Here is a 1,985-nt window from a genome sequence, read left to right on the forward strand (position 1 = left end):
CCCATAGCTTGATCGCCGCGCCGTCGAGCGTCGCGACGCCGCCCGGGAACGGATCGAACGCACGCACCTGGCGCGCAAGCACGTCGGCCGGCTTGCGCCAGTCGAGCGCCGCTTCGTGCTTGCCGATCTTTTCCGCATAGGTCACGCCGTCGGCCGGTTGCGGCGTCGCCGGCAGCACGCCGTCGCGCTCGAGCTGCACGAGCGCGTCGACAATCAGTCGCGCGCCTTCGGCGGCGAGCCGGTCGTGCAACGTCGCGGTCGTCTCGTCGGGTGCGATCGCGATGCGTGCTTCCTCGATCATCGCGCCGGTGTCGAGGCCGATGTCCATCTGCATCAGCGTGACGCCCGTTTCGGCGTCGCCGGCCTCGATCGCGCGGTGGATCGGCGCGGCGCCGCGCCAGCGCGGCAGCAGCGACGCGTGAATGTTGATGCAGCCGTCGCGCGGAATGTCGAGCACTTCCTGCGGCAGCAGCAGGCCGTATGCGGCGACCACCATCACGTCATGCGGGGTCGAGCGCAGCAGCTCGATCGCGTCGGCCGCCTCCGCCGGGTACTTGCCCGCGCGGCGCAGCGACGGCGGTTGCGCGACGGGCATCCCGTGCTCGACGGCGTAGCGCTTCACCGCGCTCGCCTGCAATTTCATCCCGCGCCCGGCAGGGCGATCGGGCTGGGTGAGCACGAGCGGCACCGGAAAACCGGCCTCGTGGATCGCGGCGAGGGCAGCCGCGGCGAATTCCGGCGTGCCGGCAAAAACTACGCGCAACGTATGGGTCATGACAGCGTTCGGGGTCGGGCAAGGCGGACGCGCGTTACATCGCGCGTTCGAGTTTCTTCATCTTCGTCTTGATGCGCGTCTGCTTGAGCGGCGACAGGTATTCGACGAACACGCGCCCCATCAGGTGATCCATCTCGTGCTGGACGCACACGGCCAGCAGGCCCTCGCAGTCGAGCTCGAAGGTCTCGCCCTGCTCGTTGAGCGCGCGCACGCGCACGTGATCGGGACGCTCGACTTCGTCGTAGATGCCGGGCACCGACAGGCAGCCCTCTTCATAGATCTGCTTTTCATCGCTCGACCACACGATCTCGGGGTTGATGAACGCGCGCAGCTCGTTCTTCTCCTCGGAGACGTCGATCACGATCACGCGCTCGTGCACGTCGACCTGCGTGGCCGCAAGGCCGATGCCCGGCGCCGCATACATGGTCTCGGCCATGTCGGCGACGAGCTTGCGGATCCGGTCGTCGACCTTGTCGACGGGCTTCGCGACCTTGTGCAGCCGCTTGTCGGGGTAATGAAGAATATTGAGTAAAGCCATGGCGTTCGGTATTCGGTGGAGCGGCGTGCCGCATCGGCCATCCGGCCAGCTGGCGCTGCCGCCGGGATGCAATGAAGATGAGGCGGACGCGCGGCGAATCAATGCCGCGGATCATGCCTCCTGCAATTGGCCGGGCGCCTGCGCGCGCGGCCCTGTCGAGTATTTCGGATGATGAAAATTTTATCATGGCGCCACGCGGTCCGCTGGCCACCGCATTCGAGGGGTGCCTCATGTCGCCGCAAGCGCTGACCACCTCCGCCGTGCGCGCGTGGCTGCAGCTCGCGCATGCGCCCGGCCTCGCGCCCGTCGTGCTGCAGGCACTGCTCGATGCGTTCGGCTCGCCGGACGCGCTGCTGCGTGCGTCCGACCAGGCCATCGCCGCCGTAACCAGCCCTGCCGCCGCCCAGGCCGTGCGCGCGAGCGAGCGCAACGATCTCGACACCCGCACCGGCGCCGCGCTCGCGTGGCTCGACGCGCCGGGCAATGCGCTCGTCACGCTCAACGATCCGGCCTACCCGCCGCGGCTGCGCGACCTGCACGATCCGCCGCCACTGCTATATGTAAAGGGCCGGCTCGACCTGCTGCACGCGCGCAGTGTCGCCGTGGTCGGCAGCCGCCACGCAACGCCGCAGGGTCTTGCCGACGCGACGCGCTTCGCACGCGAACTGTCCG

At 68.7% G+C, this 1,985-nt stretch carries 3 protein-coding genes; 1 reads left to right on the forward strand and 2 read right to left on the reverse strand.

Going from position 1 to position 1,985, the window contains the following annotated elements; all coding sequences use genetic code 11:
- Together fmt and def are read right to left on the reverse strand one after the other, a co-directional pair.
- Positions 1–775 (reverse strand): methionyl-tRNA formyltransferase (gene fmt / locus G3N93_RS39080; protein ID WP_206135434.1); only part of this gene is annotated, 775 nt, incomplete at its 3' end.
- A gap of 34 nt (positions 776–809) precedes the next feature.
- Positions 810–1,313 carry a peptide deformylase gene (gene def, locus G3N93_RS39085; RefSeq protein ID WP_011353573.1) on the reverse strand — a complete coding sequence of 168 codons (504 nt, stop codon included), beginning with the start codon at positions 1,311–1,313 and terminating at the stop codon, positions 810–812.
- 185 nt (positions 1,314–1,498) lie between these two features.
- Between def and G3N93_RS39090 the strand changes: the two genes are divergently transcribed.
- Positions 1,499–1,985 (forward strand): DNA-processing protein DprA (locus G3N93_RS39090; RefSeq protein ID WP_206135435.1); only part of this gene is annotated, 487 nt, incomplete at its 3' end.

It is taken from the genome of Burkholderia sp. Se-20378, assembly GCF_017104665.1.
Lineage (GTDB): Bacteria > Pseudomonadota > Gammaproteobacteria > Burkholderiales > Burkholderiaceae > Burkholderia > Burkholderia lata.